Raw genomic sequence first — 16,156 nt, 5'->3', positions numbered from 1 at the left:
GACTTACAACGGTTTTTAAAATGTAAAAGGGGAAATAGATGGTATCGAAAGTAATAATGGTTTAGAGAACGCAGTTCCGTCTTGGAGATGCCCAACGTTTCTTTCAACTCGGCAGCTTGGACTCGTTCGGCACGATAGGCTTCGACCGCAACGGCGGACCGTAACCTTCCATCGAAAAAGGTGTCGAGTAATAGCTTAATAAGTCATAAATATGCATATGCTACTGGATTTTAACTATTATTTCCAGTAGCATACGGTTAGTAACCCACTACTTTGTCTGGTAGTGGGTTCAAGGCCATATCTGATCGCATCATGCTCAGGGGAATGTCGACTGGCTGGCCGGTTTGACCAGAAACCAGTTCATCAATGGCTTTGATTGTTTTCCGGCTGATATGATGGACGATGGTGCCTATCTGCAAGGATTCTGCAGTATGGTGACAAAAAAATGAGGGCCGCCACGCCCCCAGCGCCAGTATTAAACCAAGTAATATAGCGGTTGAGAGGACAAACTTTTGCTCTTCGTTTCCGCGAATCACGTCAGCAAAATAAGGCAATAAGCAAAAACGCCTACGAAGTACGCCATTACAACTTGATTAGGCCGATCACGCATGAAATTGCGCAGTAGTCTTATCTTATTTTTAAAAATTAATGGATTCTTATCCTTTTTACGCCATTCTAACTCGACTCGTCAGCTACTCAGACCTTTCTGAGCCTTACGATACTCCAGTGTTCATTTTAAGCCCGAGAGGGTTCCATATATTCAGTCAAAAATTGATTCGTTACGACCCCATTGCGTTTAGTAAACGGTCGGTATTGACCCTGGTTGGGAGGCTGTTCAGGGTAGTTTACACCTGATACCCCTAGTCTGTATGATTTCGCAACAGGACAGATGAGCGGGCGGGTACAACAAGCGAACTCGCTTCCTGTGCCGGCCCCTTTTGGGAAGTAACCTGATCGCTGGTGGAGTCCACAACAATTTCCCAACCCGCTGGGCCAACCGGGGGCAGATCAAACGTGAGTTCTTCCCAGTAAGCGTTCAGAATCCACAGCAGCAACACCGGTTGATCGCCCTGCATCCCAATTAGCGCGCCCTCTCGGTCCTGTTCATCCACCGTTGAGCCATCCAGCAACAGACCCCAGCAACGCGTGTGCGGATTTTGGAGGTCTTCGGCTTCCAGGGGTAAACCATCGTTGCGCAACCAGACGAGTTGCGGGGGCTGGTAAAACCGGCGCCGGGAAAGCAGGGGATAGGCCTTTCGAAGAGCGATCAACTGGCTGGTAAAAGCAAATAAGGCCTGTTGCTCTTTGTTCCACTGCCAGTGCATCCAGCTGATTTCGTTATCCTGGCAGTAGGCGTTGTTGTTGCCCCGCTGCGTTCGACCGTATTCGTCACCCATCAGCAGCATCGGTACGCCCTGGCTCAGAAACAGTGTCATGAGAAAGTTCCGCTTTTGGCGTTCCCGCAGCTCCAGAATCGCCGGATCATCCGTTGGTCCTTCCACACCGTGGTTCCAGCTTAGGTTATGATCGTGGCCATCCCGGTTGTCTTCCCCGTTGGCCTGGTTGTGCTTGTGGTTGTAACTAACCAGGTCCTGGAGCGTAAAGCCATCATGGGCCGTGATCAGATTGATGCTGTGCGTGGGTGAGCGCCCATCGTTGCCGTACAAATCCGGACTGCCCAGCAGCCGCAGGGTCATCTCCTGAGCTTGCCCTTCGTCGCCTTTCCAGAAGGAGCGGACCGTGTCGCGGAAGCGTCCGTTCCATTCAGCCCAGCGAACCGGAAAATGCCCCACCTGATAGGAATGGATATCCCAGGGCTCGGCAATCAGTTTGACCCGGGTTAAGATCGGATCCTGGGCAACCGCATCCAGAAAGGACGATACGCGCCCGGCTTGGGTTTCATCGCGGGCCAGGGCGGTGGCCAGATCGAAACGAAACCCATCCACATGCATTTCGCTCACCCAGTACCGCAGACTGTCCATCACCATCTGCAAAACGCGGGGGTGAGTTAAATCCAGGGTGTTGCCCGTGCCGGTATAGTCCATGTAGAACTCCGGCTGCGACTCGACCACCCGGTAATAAGACCGGCTATCGATGCCTCTCAGCATGAGCGTGGGACCAAATCGGTTTCCCTCGGCGGTGTGATTATACACCACATCCATAATAACTTCAATGCCCGCCCGGTGAAGCGCTTTGACCATTTGTTTAAACTCGGTCACCTGCTGCCCGCGCATTCCCGAGGAGGCATATCCATTGTGGGGCGCAAAGAAACCGATGGTGTTGTAGCCCCAGTAACTTTCGCTTGTAAACTGATGGACCGGCATGAGCTCAATGGCCGTTATGCCCAGTTTCTTAAAATAGCGGATGCTTTCGGGATGAGCCAGGGCGGCATACGATCCGCGTAAGGCCTCGGGAATGTCCGGATGCTGTTGGCTAAATCCTTTGACGTGCAGTTCATAAATCACCGAGCGGTGGGAGGGAATCGCCAGGTGCCGATCCTCTTCCCAGTCAAAGGAGGGATCAATCACCACACTTTTGGGCGCGACGGGGCCGCTGTCAATCTGGTTAGGAATTAAATACCGATCGTGGGCAGCACTGGTGAAATCGTACCCCAGATAGGCATCCTGATGAACAATGGGGGCGTGAATGGCCCGGGCGTAGGGATCCAGCAGTAACTTGGAGGAATTGAAGTAATGCCCATTGGCCGGGTCATGGGGGCCTTCGACGCGGTAGCCGTAAAGTTGTCCGGGTTTTAGGCCCTCCACGTAAATATGCCAGATCATCTCGGTGCGTTCAACCAGGGGAATGCGGACGAGTTCCCGCTCGGGTTGATGAGCATCATAGAGACAGAGCGATACCGCAGTGGCGTTTTCACTAAAAAGGGCAAAATTCGTCCCTATTCCATCAAAGTGAGCCCCTCGCGGATAGGGGTCTCCGGGTCTGGTCAATAGGCTCTTTTCAAATTCGTCGGCCATTTTATGGGATTTTAGAATGAACTCCTGTTTTCTTTTCAAGTCAAACCGCCAGTAAATTGTTTTCAATCGCTTTAACAGGAAGAGGGTGCCCAACGATCAATGCCCCAACCGAAGTTGAAAAAAGCCTGGTAAAAACGGTCGGTTGCGGATGGGCAGCTTCCTTAGAACAGTTTCCGTTTGGTAAGGTTATTCAAGAAACACTAAACGAATCGGTTACATGGAAACGCTACATTTCCGTACGACGGTGCGCACCCCGATGCGGTTGCCGCCATTTCCCTGGCCTTAAATAATATTGAGCAAATTGATGGCTGGAACCTGGATACAAATGACCGGCTACTCACAGTCCAGACAACCGACAATCGGATTGCCGATCATGTTCAGGAAGCAATTAAAAAAGCGGGCGATCAGGCGCAATGAATTGATTCTTGATTGGCTACCTTATCTACCAAGGATTTCAAGCGTAGTCTCTAGAATTAGATCAATAAATAGAAGAAGTGCCTGAATGGCAGGAGTTTGCGAGTCATCAATCTGCTTCATTTCACGATTCGCCCCAGGTTTACAACAACGCTCACAATCGTCAGCGGTAGGATTTTCCTGGAAAAATGGGCTTCGAAAGAGAAATGTCCGTACGTTTGATTCTAGCCACAAACCGTTCAAACTTTTTATCTAAAAGCGAAACCCTCGGCTTCTGAGCATCTACAACGACAACCACTATGTCTAGGAAGGACTCCCGTTACGCGCAGGTTTTGGCCTGGATCGACCGCAAGGTAATTCATCCGTTTTATACCGAGCGGGTGCGTCGGCTAATTCTGCAGAGCTTTCCTTTTTGGGTAGCCTCCGTGCTGACGGGCCTGGCAGCCGTGGGCTACGAGAAACTTTTTGTTTGGGCCGAACGCATCAGCTTCTCCTGGTTGACCACTGAACCTCTGCTGGCTTTTGCTTTAACGCCCATTGCGTTTGTGATCGCCTGGGTACTCGTCGATCAGCTGGCTCCCGCGGCCCGCGGCAGTGGCATCCCCCAGGTCATGGCGGGCATCGAACTGTCCAACCCCCGCCTGCATGGGCACACCGCTTACCTGCTGAGCTTACGCGTTGCGCTGGTAAAAGTTCTCAGCAGTGGCGTCTTGTTACTGGGGGGAGGGGTCATCGGCAGGGAAGGGCCCACGATTCAGATCTCGGCAGCAATTTTCCGGGCCATCAACCGCCTTCAACCCGAAGGCTGGCCGCAGTTATCCCGGCAAATTGCCTTAATTACGGGCGGAGCCGCCGGGCTGGCTGCCGCGTTCAATACACCCCTTGGCGGTATTGTCTTCGTGGTCGAAGAGTTGACGCAAACCCACATCACCCGGTTTCGCACCGCCGTGTTTACGGCGGTAATCATCGCCGGCATCACCGCCCAAGCTATTTTAGGGCCTTATTTGTACCTGGGTTTTCCCAAAGTACAGGCTTCTACCGGCTGGATTTTGGCCATTATTGCCGCGGTGGCCACGGTGTGTGGCCTGGCCGGTGCGCTATTGGCCCAAACGCTGCTGTGGGTCAATAGCTACCGCCAACGGCTGGGCAGCCGGTTGCAACGGGTTGGCTGGGTCGTGGGGTGTGGTTTGCTGCTGGCGGGTCTGACGTTCGGGCTGGGAACGGATGCCGCGGGGACGGGTAAGTCCCTGATTAACCGACTCTTGTTTGATAGCGGGATTTCAGCGCCGGCTTATCTTTTTCCGGTACGGTTTGCCGGTATGGTCCTCAGTTATTGCAGTGGAGGAGCCGGTGGCGTGTTTGCTACCTCCCTGAGTGCGGGGGCCGTGCTGGGCGATGGCCTTTGCCGGCTGCTTCAGGTAGCACCCGTTGACCGGAATCTGCTGATTCTGGTGAGTATGGTTAGTTTCCTGACCGGGGTGGTGCGCTCTCCCTTCACGGCCGCCATTTTGGTGCTGGAAATGACGGATCGGCATTCGGCGATCTTTCAGTTGCTACTGGGTGGGCTGGTGGCTCATGGGGCATCCTCGTTGATTGACCGGCATTCTTTTTATGAGCATTTAAAAGCCGGATTCGTGCGGGAAGCGCTGGCTCAATCCGGCCAAACCCGGTTCACAAAAGAAAAAGACGAAAACAAGAATAATTCAAGTACATAGATCACTACTGAAGCATGAGCGCTGCAAGCCAATCAAATACAGGGAGGCTCAGGTAAACAGCAGTAAATGAAGTCCATTTAGCTTCTTGGTCAAAAGTTCTATGCTGAAAAGGGGTGAAAGAACCGGTCTCAATCATGAATTCATGGCTATCTGACCTAGCTCTTTCTTAAGATAAAAAAGGGACTATTTAGAGTGTATGTATCTGTACAAAACGAGGGTTCTTCGAAAATCTGGCGGGCCGTTACAAATGGTGAAATGATCAGCCATTGACAACCTGAATATTGACGGAAGTTCCGTCTGTGAGTTCTTCGCTGGCGGTTTTCAAAATGATCTCTCCGGGCTTTACTTCGCCGAATACCTGTGTCTGTCCGGCCGCATCATCGCCTTTCTGCACGGTGGTCCGCACGGCTTTTCCATTTACTACTTTGATCACAAACGTCCGGTCCATCGTGCTGACAACCGCCGATTTAGGAACATACAGGCTTCCCTCACCCGATGCGCTGACTGGCAGGCGGGCAGAAGCAAACATGCCCGGTTTAAGTTTTCCGCCCTTGTTCTGGAAATCAATTTCCACCAGTTCTGAACGGGTTTCGGGCCGAACACTGTTGGCGACCCGGCTGATACGACCGGTAAAGGTTTGATTAGGAAAGCTACGCACCGTAAACCGTACGGGATTCCCCCGCCGGATGTCACCCAGGTACGCTTCCGGCACCGCAATCCGTAGCCGCAGCCGGTCGAGTTGCTTGATTTTCAGGATAGGCACGCCGTTCTGCCCGCCCGGTCCGACGAACGCGCCCGGGGATAACCGGCGGTCGGTGATCACCCCCGTAAAGGGAGCCGTTATTTTAAGATAACTAACCAGTTGCTGCACAGAGCTATAGTGCGCATTGGCCGCCACCACCGCCAGACTGTCCGAGATCGCCCTGGTCCGGGCCGCATCCAGGTCAACCGGGGAGATGGCCCCCAGGGTTTTGCTCGTCCGTAACACACGCTGGTAGGTTCCTTTGCTGGCCCCATACACGGCTTCGGCAGCTTTAACCTTCGAAAAGGCTTCAGTGAGGTTGGCCGTCAGTTCCGGGGCTTCCAGTTCGGCCAGCACCTGACCCTGGCTGACCCGGTCGCCGATGTCGGCGTGGAGCGCTTTGACGTAGCTACTGACCCGCGGATATAAATCCGTTTCGTAATAGCTTTCCAGTTCACCCGGTAAATTCAGTTCCCGAGTCGGACGGGAGGCCGTCAGCCGGACGGCTTCGTAGCGAATCTCTTCGTCGAGCGGGGCCTCGGCCATTCGGTTGTTATCTACCGATGAGCCTCCGCAACTGCTCACCATTAACCCGGTGACGGACACTAGCAGCCCGATTAGATAAGACTGGAAAAGAGGTGGAATCTGCATGATTTTACCAATTTCAATGCGTTATACTGGTTTCAAGAACAGGGTTGGTCGGATGGTTACCATCGTATACCGTACTGGCCGGATCGTCGGGATCAAGCGAGGGGGAATCAAACGTCGTTTGGCGCTGAACACTTGCAAAGACAACGGGCAGAATCAGCAGGGCGGCAACCGTCGAAAAGAGCAGACCGCCGATGACGGCCCGGCCCAGTGGAGCCGTCTGCTCCCCGGATTCGCCCAGCCCGCTGGCCATGGGAATCATCCCGGCGATCATCGCCAGCGCGGTCATGAGAATAGGTCGCAAGCGGGCCGCCCCGGCCACCCGCGCAGCCGCTTTGGCATCGCGGTACCGGATTCGCAGACTCTCCGCGTTGGTGACCAGCAACAGGGCGTTGGCCACCGAGACGCCAACAGACATAATGATGCCCATGTATGATTGCAGATTCAGAGTCTGACCGGTTAGCAGCAGCAGGGTTAGCGAACCCGCCAAAACGGCCGGTACGCTGACCAACACCACCCCGGCCACTTTAAAGGATTGATAATTGGCCGCCAGCAGCAGGAAAATGACCACGATGGCCAACCCCAACCCGAACTGGAGGCTGCTGAGCGTCTCCTGTAGCAACTGCGCCAGCCCCCGCAACTCGACTACCGAACCTTTCGGCGGATCGCCTGCCAGATTGATAGCGGCCTGCACATCCCGCGTAGCCGTACCCAGGTCCTGGTTGTGAATGTTGGCCGAAACGGTGATGATGCGCCGGGGGCCGATGCGGTCGTACTGCCCGGGCACGTTGACGGGGCGGATGGTGGCCACGTCACCCAGGGTAGGCCGGAGCTGGCCCTTAACCAACGGAATACTTTGAATGTCGGCCACCGACTTCATGTGCTCCTGCTCCAGCTCAATCTGCACCTGGTAGGCAAAGCCCTTGGATTGATCAAGCCAGAGATTTTTGGCCGTGAAGCGACTGGATGAGGTAGCGGCCACCAACGATTTGGCAATCTCATCGGTGCTCAGGCCCAATTGGGCGGCCCGCTCCCGGTCTACCTGGATTTGCACCGTCGGGTAACTCAGCGGTTGGTTAATCCTTAAGTCCCGCAGGTAGGGAATTTCCCGCAGCCGGGCAAGCAGCCGGTTGGCGTAGTGCTGGCCTTCCGCCAGGTCTTTGCCACCCACCAGAATTTCGATCGGTGTCTGGGCCCCCTGGCTCATGATCTTATCGGTTAAGTCGATGGGCTCGAACGACAGCCGCACATGGGGCAGCTTTTGCCGCACACGCTGTCGAATCTGTTCCTTTAGGGCATCCAACGAACGAACTTCGTAAGTATCCGAGAGATTCACCTGCAAGACGGCTTCGTGGGGCCCGGCGTTAAACACGTACAGGGCGCTGGTGCCGTAGCTGGAGGGCGTCATACCGACAAAAGCGGAGGAAATGGCTACATTTTTGGCACCGACCAGATCGGCAATCTGCCGGATGACCTGCTTGGTAAGCTCTTCGGTCCGTTCGATGCGCAGGCCCTGAGGTCCCACAATCCGGACCTGAAATTGGCGGGCGTGGTTTTGCCGGGGCATCATATCCTGACCAATCTGCGTAAAACCGATTCCAATTAAGACGGCGCAGAGCAGTCCGTAACCGATCATTACCAGGCCCCGGCGCACCAGTAGACCATCCAACAGATGTAGATACCCCAGCTTAAACCGTTCAAAGCCGCTTACCTTGGCGGGATGCTGGTTCTCGTAGACCTCCTGCCGGATTTCTTTTTTGTTATCCAAATCCGGCAGAATACTCAGATCGTGGGGGGCCGGATGGTCATGTCCTTTCAGCCACCAGTTGGAGACGACCGGCACGAAGGTTTGGGAAAGCAAATAAGAGACGATAATCGAGAAGCCAACGGCCAGCGATAGGGGCAGGAACATGCCCCGCGGTACCCCGTGCATCAGAAAGGCCGGGGCGAAAACGGCCAAAATACACAAGGTGATCAGCAGCAGCGGAAACGCCACTTCCTGGCAGGCATCCAGAATGGCCCTGGCTCTAGGCTTGCCCATCTCCAGGTGCTGGTGAATGTTTTCAATCACAACCGTGGCCTGGTCAACCAAAATTCCGATGGCCAGCGCCAGCCCCGAAAGCGTCATGATGTTGATGGTCTGACCCGACAGGTTGAGGAGCAGGATGGCTGCCAGAATGGAAACCGGGATCGTCAGAATCACAATCAGCGAACTGCGCCAGTCGCCCAGAAACAACAGCACCATCAGGCCGGTTAACACCGCTCCCAGGCCCCCTTCAACCCCCAGGCTGTGGACGGCCTGCGTGACGTATTTCGACTGGTCAAACTCATAGGAAAGCTGCACATCGTCCGGCAAAAGCGCCTGCATTTCGGAGAGTTTGCCTTTTAGCGCATTTACCACGCTCATGGTGGACGCATCGGCGGTCTTGGTCACCGGAATATACACTGACCGCTTCCCATTGACCAGCGCGTAGCCCACCGGCACGTCGGTGGCATCTTCGACCGTGGCGACATCGCGCAAAAATACCGTTGGACCCACGCCTTTGCGCAGCGGCACGTCCATGAATTCGTCTACTTTGTCGAGCACGGTATTGCTGGGGGTCATAACCGTATAGTCGCCAATCCGCACGCTACCGGCGGGGGAGATCTGGTTGTTTTTTACCACCGCCTGCACAATCTCATCGGGCGTCAGTTCGTAACTGCGCATGCGTTCGGGCGATACGCGCACCACCACGGTCCGCTCGTTTCCGCCAAACGGGGGCGGAGCCGAAGCGCCCGGAATCTGCGAAAACAGGGGCCGAATCCGGGTGGAGGCCAGGTCCTGCATTTCCCCCAGCGAAGCCCGGCGGCTGCTGAACACCAATTGACCCACCGGCAGACTCGATGCATCGAAGCGCACCACCGTGGGCGGGACCGTACCGGGCGGCAGGTAATTCATCACCCGACTAACCTGATTGGCCACTTCGCCGGAAACCTGCGCCATGTTGACGTCTTCGTAAAACGTACACTTGACCAGACAAAGCCCCTGAATGTTTTTTACCTCGACCGCCTTGATACCCGATACATACAGCAACTGGTTCTGGTAGCGGGTGGCGATAAAGCCTTCCATCTGGGCGGGGGTCATGCCGCCGTAGGGTTGGGCAATGTAGATCGTGGGTAGGTTCAGGCCGGGGAAAATATCCACCGGTATTTTCAGCAGGGCCAGCACGGCAAAGACCACCACGCCCAGCAGCGCGACGATGACCGTAATGGGTTTAGCTAAGGCAGTTTTCAGCATAGGGGTTGGGTTAGCGGGGCAGTTGTTGTAAAAAAGAACCCAGATCACCAGCGGTGGCCGCCCGGAGCAGCAGCGCCCGCCAGACGCTGTTGGTGGTCAGCGCCTGATCGACTTCGGCGCGGTTGAGTAGCGCGGTGGCCTGGGTCAGGGTCAGGATGTTGTCGAGGCCCGATTCATACCGGGCCTGCGCCTGGCCGTAGGCTTGCCGGGCAGCATCCAGTTGGAGCGGTGCCTGCTGGGCTCTTAACTGCGCCAGTTCCAGTTGAAGCGTGGCATTCTGGTCGGCGGTTTTTAGGGCCAGCGTTTGTTGGTTGTACTGTTGTTGAAGGGCGTTGATGCGTTCCCGCTGGGCCGTCAGGGCGTATTTGGTGCGCAACAGGTCGCTGGGTCGCCAGATGGCCGTTAGGCCCACAATGTAGTTGAAAGACCGCAGGGGTAAACCGGCTCCCAGGGTGGGATCAATCGAAAAAGTGCCATCGGCCTGGGGACTTTTGCCAATGCCCGAGCCCCGGCCCTGTAGCGACCCGAGCAGCGAAATCGAGGGCAGGGTCGCTGCTTTTAAACCGTCCAGATTCGCCTGACTAAGATCAAGACCTTTCTGAAAAGCCCGTAACTGGGGGTGCAAACTGCCCGTGGTGGGTGTTATTGCCAGCACCGGTAATTGATCGTAGAATCCTAATGAGTCCAGTTGCACCACCGGATTAGGCTGCCCCACCAGTTCGGTGAGCCGCAACACCTGCTGCTGGGCAATCTGTTGACTTTCGAGCACCTGCAAGCGCGCCCGGGCTACTTCCGTGTTGGCCACGGCACTGTCGATTCCCGGACGCAGCCCGCCCTCGGTGCTGGCTCGGATAATGGTTTGCAGCGCCTGTGCCCTTTCCAGGTTGACGGTTTGCAGGGCCACGGACTTCTGGGCATTGAGCGCTAAAAGGTAGGCATCACACACTTTTACCTGATGGGTAAACACCTCCCCTTCGAAATCAGCCTGCGCCTGCTGGATCATCAGTTGGGCCTGATTTCGCCGAACTTGCCGCCGGCCGAATGTAATGGCCTCCCAGTCGATAACGAGGGAAGTTCCGCTGGTCCAGGCGGACTTGCCGCTAAAATCATCGGTCCGCACACCGGAAATGGGAAGGAGCAGGCCACCATTGGAAACGTAAGCCCCACGGACCTGATTGGACGTGGCGTTGAGCAACTGGGCCTGCACCCCGGCCTGTGGCAGAAAGGACTGGTGTACCCCCTGTTGGTCGGCTTCGGCGGCCCGAATGTTGGCCAGTTTGCTGCGCAGACTCGGGTAGTTGGTTTGGGCAAGCTCCAACGCCTGGGTTAGGGTAAGTCGGTTGGGAGTGGGTGGCTGCGCCCGAACCAGGCCCGGCCAGCAGCCTACCCACAGGGTTAAAATCCAGCTATATTGTTTTATTCCGGTTAGCATGTCTTCCAGGTAAAGGAATGAAGGCAAAACTACCGGGGGAGATTAGAACCAAATTAGAGCCAAATTAGAATACATTAGAGCTGGCCGGATCAGCGGGCAGGGGCAGCGTTACCTCGGCGGTTGTGCCCCCCTCCTGACGGGCTTGCAACCGCAGTACACCCCCGTGCAGGGTAACAATGCGCTGGGCGAGGGTGAGCCCGATGCCAAACCCTTCGATCGAAGCCACGTTTGTGCCGCGAACCAGGGGCAGGAAAACCCGTTCTTCTTCACTGGGTTTCAGGCCAATACCCTGGTCCTCAATCCGGATACAAACCCGTTGATCCGTGTGCATGTCGACCGAGAGCAAAACCGGTTTCTCACCGGAATACTTGACCGCATTATCCAGCAGGTTCAGCAGCGCCGTTCGTAGCAGGTAGGCGTTTCCGAGCAGGGTGATGGGAGTGGGTTGCTCCAGGATGCCATCGCTTACCTGAACGCTGAGGGTTTGACCGGGGCGTTGTTGCCCAAGTGTATCCGCGGCATCAAGTACCACTTCCAGCAGCTCCAGCGGCTGGCGATCAATCCGGGCATCCACTTCCTCAATGCGAGCCAGTTGCAGCAGGCCATTGGACAAGGTGGTCAGTTTGTCCAGTTCCGTTACGGCCTGGGCCATGCCCCGCTTGAGGCTGTCAGGGTCCGAATCGTAGGTCATGGAGGTTTCCAGCCAGCCTTTGATGGTGGTCAATGGGGTGCGAAGCTCGTGGGAGGCCTGGGCAATAAACGACCGCTGGTTTTCCACCAGTCGTTCCTGCCGGTCGAGCAAGTCGTTGAACGCCTGTGCCAGCACGCCCACTTCATCGCCGGGGTTCTCTGTGCGAAGGCGAAACGGCGACGCGCCGGTGGGTGGCGCGTTAATCTGACGGATCAGGTGCACCAGCGGGCTGAGTGCCTGCCGCGAGAAGAGGTACCCCGCCAGGATGACCAGACCAATGGCCAGGGCGTTGCCCAGCATAAACAAATCCCGGAGCTGTTTCTGGCGCTGGTAGCCATCCTGGTCGTAAGCCGTTACAATGGCAACGTACTCCCGGCCATCGGGGGAGGGGGCCTGCCCGGGGTAGGTGAGCGCTACACCGTCTTTGGGGTAGATATGGCCCGGACTGGTGTAATTGAACCGAATCAGCCGCTGGCGCCGGACACGGTCGCGAAATTCCCGGTCCGGTACAAAATCATTGGTATCCTGGCTGGCGTAAATTAAACTATCGGTCGGTGAGTAGACCCATTCCACCTGCTCGGGCATGGACGTAATTACGCTACCGGCCACCGTTCCTTGCAAGGTTAGGAGTTGTTCGGTGACCCGGGCCTTGCGCTCAAGCCGGTCTTCAATGGCCCGCTGGCGAAACGTGGTGTAGGTGCTGTAGACATAGACCGAGAAAATAAGCAGAATAACGGCAACCAGCGAGGCAAACCACAGGATGAGCTTGTGTTTTATCTGCATGATTACTCCCGTAAAACGTAGCCCATCCCCACGACGGTGTGCAACAGTTTGGGTTCGAAGTTCTTGTCGATTTTCTTCCGCAGGTAATTAATATACACGTCAATGACGTTGGTATTGGTGTCAAAGTGCAGATCCCAGACTTTTTCGGCAATGTCGACCCGGCTAACAATTCGGCCCTGATTAACCAACAGGTATTCCAGCAGGGCGTATTCCCGGGCGGTCAGCTCAATATACTGTCCGGCGCGGGTCACCCGGCGGCCTTCCGTGTCCAGTTCCAGGTCGGCCAGCTTCAAGACGGTTTTCAGGCCCATGAAGGCGCTGTTTCGCCGGGCCAGGGCCTTCACCCGTAGAATCAACTCCCGAAACTCGAAGGGTTTGACCAGGTAATCGTCCGCCCCCGCCCCAAAACCACTCTCCTTGTCGGCTAAACTATCCAGGGCCGTCAGCATCAATACCGGTTGCCGGGGCGCCCCCCGTTTGATGTGGGCACACAGCTCAAAACCGTTGAGATGGGGCAGGTTGACATCCAGAATGATAACGTCATACGGGTTTTGATCCACCAGCCGCTGTCCCATCAGGCCGTCATACGCCACCTCAATTTCGTAGCCTTCGCTTTCCACGCCTTTGCGGATAAACGAAGCCACGCTGACCTCATCTTCAACCAGTAACAGTTTCATACGCCAAAGATGCAATTTTTGACCCGATGCAGCGTAGCTTCCCTTTAAAAAGCCGTGCGATGGGTGGATAATTCCCCCTCCCCTCCAACAAAGACGACTGGCCTCGTTTCACCATTCTGAAAACATGGAAGTAGAGTTGTTTTGGCCCGAAAAGCCATCTTTCAATAAGGGTACAGCACCGGTTGTACTCTCCTGGTAAATTTTAGACCGCCCCGCCGGGAAGGGAAAACTTGTCAGCGTACTCATCCGAAAATGCGTACCGTCGTAGACAATACCCGTTAGAACTGCATCGGTCGTGGGCGGCCCCACCGCTGGAAAGCTCGGGTTGGTCTCATCGGGAAACGTCGCGAAGATGCTCAGGCTTCCGTCCGTTTTCTTCCGGTGCACCACGGCAGTAGCCCCGCATCGACAATTAATAAATCCCCATCAGGACCTAGTGTCAGGTTGTAGGGGTTTGAGTCTGGCGTAACCCGTTGACCTCAGGGGTATCAGGCTATTTCAGGGTAATACTGTGCCTCTGTATCCGCTTCTTGATTCGGCTCAGTGATTGATTTTTTACTCCTAAGTAAGAAGCAATATGAAAAGCGGCTATTCGTTCGACAATCTTGGGATGTTCTTTTAATAAGTTCAAATAGCGGTTTTCGTGGTTGAATAACAAGAGATATTCGGTCCGTCCTTGCGATTGATGAAAAAAGTGTTCAGCTAACATTCTTCCAAAACGCTCCCAGGATTTATGGCTCTGGTATAAGTTCTGCAAATCCTGATATGATATATACAAAACGTCGGCATTTTCCAAAGCCTCAATATAATAGACGCAGGGGCACTGGTAAAGGAAGCTGCGAAACGAAACAATGAACTGATCCTCCGAAAAGAAGAACATATTTTTCTTTTCATTCGTGGTTGGATCGCAGTAATACACCCTGAAAATACCCTTTACAACAATGCCTAAATCCCGACAAACAAAGTTCTGCATGTTATAAAAATCCCCTTTACGGATATGCCGCTTGCGCCAGAAGGGGAGGCTTACCGAAACCTCTTCTGGCGTTAGTCCGGCAAAGGGAGTTAATATAGCTTGTAAATAGGTTGAGGCATCTGTATTCATTTTAAAAGTCTAGCTAGTAAACGGTCTATTCTCCTTAAGTCAGCGCCATTCAAGCAGCCGCAATTTCCTTTCAACGAAATGAAATAAACCAGCAACTTTTCTAACGATGCGTTTAATTTGGAAACAGGCTCATTTTCCTTCAACAGGAAGGTTAAAAAAGTATGACTTATTTTATCTCGCTCTATAGAAGGCGTGTTTCTTTCGAATTAGTTATGGAAGCATTTTATTAACTTTTCGTTGCTTTCTAAATTGGTAAACTGAGCCAGCAACAAACAGCAGTAAAAGTACCAGCAAAGTATTACTAATTACCGGATCCGTGACACTTTTAGCCCATGGATGCCCGATCGGAATACGAGTAAAGGTCTCGTTGACGGTCGGGACCAGGGATAGAAAAAAGCTGAAAGACAAAAAAAAGTTTTCCAAATACCGGGCTCTGTAGTTTCCTTTCTTTCGAAGAGAAAGGAAAAAAGCGATGACAACTAACACCAAAATAAACAGTGAAAAAATATGCCCGGGATTAAAGCCGCCATTCTTAGAAAGCCCTAAGGCAGTTAATGAAGTAATGACCGTGCCATAAAAATAAAGTTTCCCGGATAGTCGTGTCAAATTATTTTGCCGTACTGTACAAATGCTACGAGTGCAGCAAGGATGGCGATGATACCAATGGCTGTGTGAAAAATACCTAAATTAGAGAGTCCCATATCAGTTGTTTTTGGCAAACTTCGGCAGGAATGAAATAGGCTAAATTCACTTAAGTGCATTCTGGTAAACTATTTTTGGCTAGGCTCTTATTCTTAACACCCAAATCCCATTGGCCCGCCTAAGCATTCGATGTTAGGACGATTCAGGGTTAATTTCCGGTTCATTATCCGACTGGCGTTGTCGTGAGGCAATCCATAAAGGCACTTCTTGTCTCACGTTGAAGGTTTAGTGGCTGAATACTTTCAGCGACCAATGGCTCAATATTTTTTCTGAACTGTGTGGCCAACAGTTCGTAAGGATAGCCCATTGCAATGGCACTTACCTCATCCAGACGCTTTCGTTGATCGGCCGGTAAACGAATAGCACTGGCTCCCAAACTGGTCTGAAGCTGGGTCAATGTCCGGGCACGTTGTACTACCGAAACAAGTATTACGCTGAAAGCACCCTGCTTAACGCTAAACAATCTGCGGTGGCTACAGCCAATCACCCGATAGCATTAGCAACCGACTCATCCCATTCTTGCAAAAGACTCCCGCTTGAGACGAAAGAAACCTCATAGATGTGCTTTTCTCCAGATACTTCACCAGCGCATCGCAACTGCCGGCACTCTTCCAACGAGACATATTTACACGCCAAGTGACTAGTTTTAGAGTTTAAGTATCAGGTTATGACTAGTATGAAAGGATGGATTAATCTGTTTTAGGGGGCGCTTCTTGTGCAATTTCACGCACTGTCAACCAACCTGTTGGGCTACTTTTGTCTTGCCTGTAAATTACCATGGAGCGTCCTCGGCCTATCGCTTGGGGTGCCGCCCGCTTTCGGAGTTGTTTTGATTGAAAAAATGACGGTTTGTATGGGGGTTCTTCTTCCAACAGTATCCTGTTGGAAGAAGAACCCCCATACTGGACTTGCAACAGAAAACTGGACAAATTTTTAAGCCACGTTTTGTAATGAACCATTATTGAATTCAAAAGGGGACAGATAGCCTAATCCTGAAT

General features: G+C 53.7%; 11 protein-coding genes. 1 reads left to right on the top strand and 10 read right to left on the bottom strand.

Going from position 1 to position 16,156, the window contains the following annotated elements; genetic code table 11:
- Window positions 1-532 precede the first annotated feature (532 nt).
- Window positions 533-610: a DUF2254 domain-containing protein gene (locus tag LX87_RS29185; protein ID WP_229310833.1), complete on the bottom strand. Its 78-nt coding sequence runs from the start codon at window positions 608-610 to the stop codon at window positions 533-535.
- A gap of 250 nt (window positions 611-860) precedes the next feature.
- The gene (gene glgX, locus LX87_RS26595) at window positions 861-2,975 is read right to left on the bottom strand and encodes a glycogen debranching protein GlgX (RefSeq protein WP_111631396.1); all 2,115 of its coding nucleotides are present in this window, start codon (window positions 2,973-2,975) and stop codon (window positions 861-863) included.
- Between the two features lie 713 nt (window positions 2,976-3,688).
- Here glgX and LX87_RS26585 point away from each other — a divergent pair.
- Window positions 3,689-5,104: a chloride channel protein gene (locus tag LX87_RS26585; RefSeq protein ID WP_111631356.1), complete on the top strand. Its 1,416-nt coding sequence runs from the start codon at window positions 3,689-3,691 to the stop codon at window positions 5,102-5,104.
- A 259-nt stretch (window positions 5,105-5,363) separates the two neighbouring features.
- Here LX87_RS26585 and LX87_RS26580 read toward each other — a convergent pair whose 3' ends face one another.
- The 8 genes from LX87_RS26580 to LX87_RS26545 all read right to left on the bottom strand — a co-directional run bounded on the left by LX87_RS26580 (window position 5,364) and on the right by LX87_RS26545 (window position 15,062).
- Window positions 5,364-6,497 (bottom strand): efflux RND transporter periplasmic adaptor subunit, encoded by a 1,134-nt coding sequence (locus tag LX87_RS26580; protein ID WP_111631355.1) that lies wholly within the window; start codon window positions 6,495-6,497, stop codon window positions 5,364-5,366.
- 13 nt (window positions 6,498-6,510) lie between these two features.
- A complete protein-coding gene (locus tag LX87_RS26575) occupies window positions 6,511-9,771 on the bottom strand; it encodes an efflux RND transporter permease subunit (protein WP_111631354.1) in 3,261 nt (1,086 codons plus the stop codon).
- Between the two features lie 10 nt (window positions 9,772-9,781).
- Entirely contained in the window at window positions 9,782-11,203 is a 1,422-nt protein-coding gene (locus LX87_RS26570; RefSeq protein ID WP_111631353.1) for a TolC family protein, read from the bottom strand.
- 64 nt (window positions 11,204-11,267) lie between these two features.
- Window positions 11,268-12,677: a sensor histidine kinase gene (locus tag LX87_RS26565; protein WP_111631352.1), complete on the bottom strand. Its 1,410-nt coding sequence runs from the start codon at window positions 12,675-12,677 to the stop codon at window positions 11,268-11,270.
- 2 nt (window positions 12,678-12,679) lie between these two features.
- Entirely contained in the window at window positions 12,680-13,354 is a 675-nt protein-coding gene (locus tag LX87_RS26560; protein WP_111631351.1) for a response regulator transcription factor, read from the bottom strand.
- A 108-nt stretch (window positions 13,355-13,462) separates the two neighbouring features.
- Window positions 13,463-13,741 carry a hypothetical protein gene (locus LX87_RS26555; RefSeq protein WP_146624570.1) on the bottom strand — a complete coding sequence of 93 codons (279 nt, stop codon included), beginning with the start codon at window positions 13,739-13,741 and terminating at the stop codon, window positions 13,463-13,465.
- Window positions 13,742-13,847: 106 nt separating this feature from the next.
- Complete coding sequence (locus LX87_RS26550; RefSeq protein WP_111631349.1) at window positions 13,848-14,456, bottom strand: Crp/Fnr family transcriptional regulator; 609 nt, start codon at window positions 14,454-14,456, stop codon at window positions 13,848-13,850.
- Window positions 14,457-14,666: 210 nt separating this feature from the next.
- Window positions 14,667-15,062: a hypothetical protein gene (locus LX87_RS26545; protein ID WP_211325380.1), complete on the bottom strand. Its 396-nt coding sequence runs from the start codon at window positions 15,060-15,062 to the stop codon at window positions 14,667-14,669.
- Between the last annotated feature and the right edge of the window lie 1,094 nt (window positions 15,063-16,156).

Source organism: Larkinella arboricola (assembly GCF_003259745.1).
Taxonomy (GTDB): Bacteria; Bacteroidota; Bacteroidia; order Cytophagales; family Spirosomataceae; genus Larkinella; species Larkinella arboricola.
Note: the sequence above shows the minus strand (reverse complement) of the source record. Positions and strands in the feature narration are given on the sequence as shown.

Excerpts from the sequence above, each read along its gene's own strand:
- LX87_RS29185 (WP_229310833.1), bottom strand. The coding sequence starts at position 610 with ATGCGTGATCGGCCTAATCAAGTTGTAATGGCGTACTTCGTAGGCGTT.
- glgX (WP_111631396.1), bottom strand. The coding sequence starts at position 2,975 with ATGGCCGACGAATTTGAAAAGAGCCTATTGACCAGACCCGGAGACCCC.
- LX87_RS26585 (WP_111631356.1), top strand. The coding sequence starts at position 3,689 with ATGTCTAGGAAGGACTCCCGTTACGCGCAGGTTTTGGCCTGGATCGAC.
- LX87_RS26580 (WP_111631355.1), bottom strand. The coding sequence starts at position 6,497 with ATGCAGATTCCACCTCTTTTCCAGTCTTATCTAATCGGGCTGCTAGTG.
- LX87_RS26575 (WP_111631354.1), bottom strand. The coding sequence starts at position 9,771 with ATGCTGAAAACTGCCTTAGCTAAACCCATTACGGTCATCGTCGCGCTG.
- LX87_RS26570 (WP_111631353.1), bottom strand. The coding sequence starts at position 11,203 with ATGCTAACCGGAATAAAACAATATAGCTGGATTTTAACCCTGTGGGTA.
- LX87_RS26565 (WP_111631352.1), bottom strand. The coding sequence starts at position 12,677 with ATGCAGATAAAACACAAGCTCATCCTGTGGTTTGCCTCGCTGGTTGCC.
- LX87_RS26560 (WP_111631351.1), bottom strand. The coding sequence starts at position 13,354 with ATGAAACTGTTACTGGTTGAAGATGAGGTCAGCGTGGCTTCGTTTATC.
- LX87_RS26550 (WP_111631349.1), bottom strand. The coding sequence starts at position 14,456 with ATGAATACAGATGCCTCAACCTATTTACAAGCTATATTAACTCCCTTT.